Origin of the sequence: Limnospira sp. PMC 289.06 (genome assembly GCF_032350395.1) — a bacterium.
Lineage (GTDB): Bacteria > Cyanobacteriota > Cyanobacteriia > Cyanobacteriales > Microcoleaceae > Limnospira > Limnospira platensis.
Genome location: NZ_JARPLC010000584.1, coordinates 1 through 260, shown reverse-complemented (window position 1 = coordinate 260; position 260 = coordinate 1). Strand labels below are relative to the sequence as shown.

Annotated in this window: 1 pseudogene; it reads left to right on the top strand. The window is 46.9% G+C overall.

Features of this window, described 5'->3' with window-relative positions:
• Nucleotides 1-260, top strand: a pseudogene (locus P5674_RS26340) (IS630 family transposase); the annotation flags it as partial.

Below are 260 nucleotides of genomic sequence, written 5' to 3'. Positions count from 1 at the left end.
CAATTTTTCCATCTCAGCCGGAACACTATCAATCTCTGGCTGCAAAGAAAAGCACACACCGGAGACTTCCTCCCTAAACCTAATCACCGACCTGGCAATAACCACCAAATTACCGACTGGCATAAATTCAAGGCTTTTGCCCAAGAGCATGGCCACAAAACCTCCGCTCAAATGGCTGAACTTTGGGATGACGACATCTCTCCTGGCACCATATCCAGAGCCTTGAAGAAAATTGGCTTCACCAGAAAAAAACTTACGGC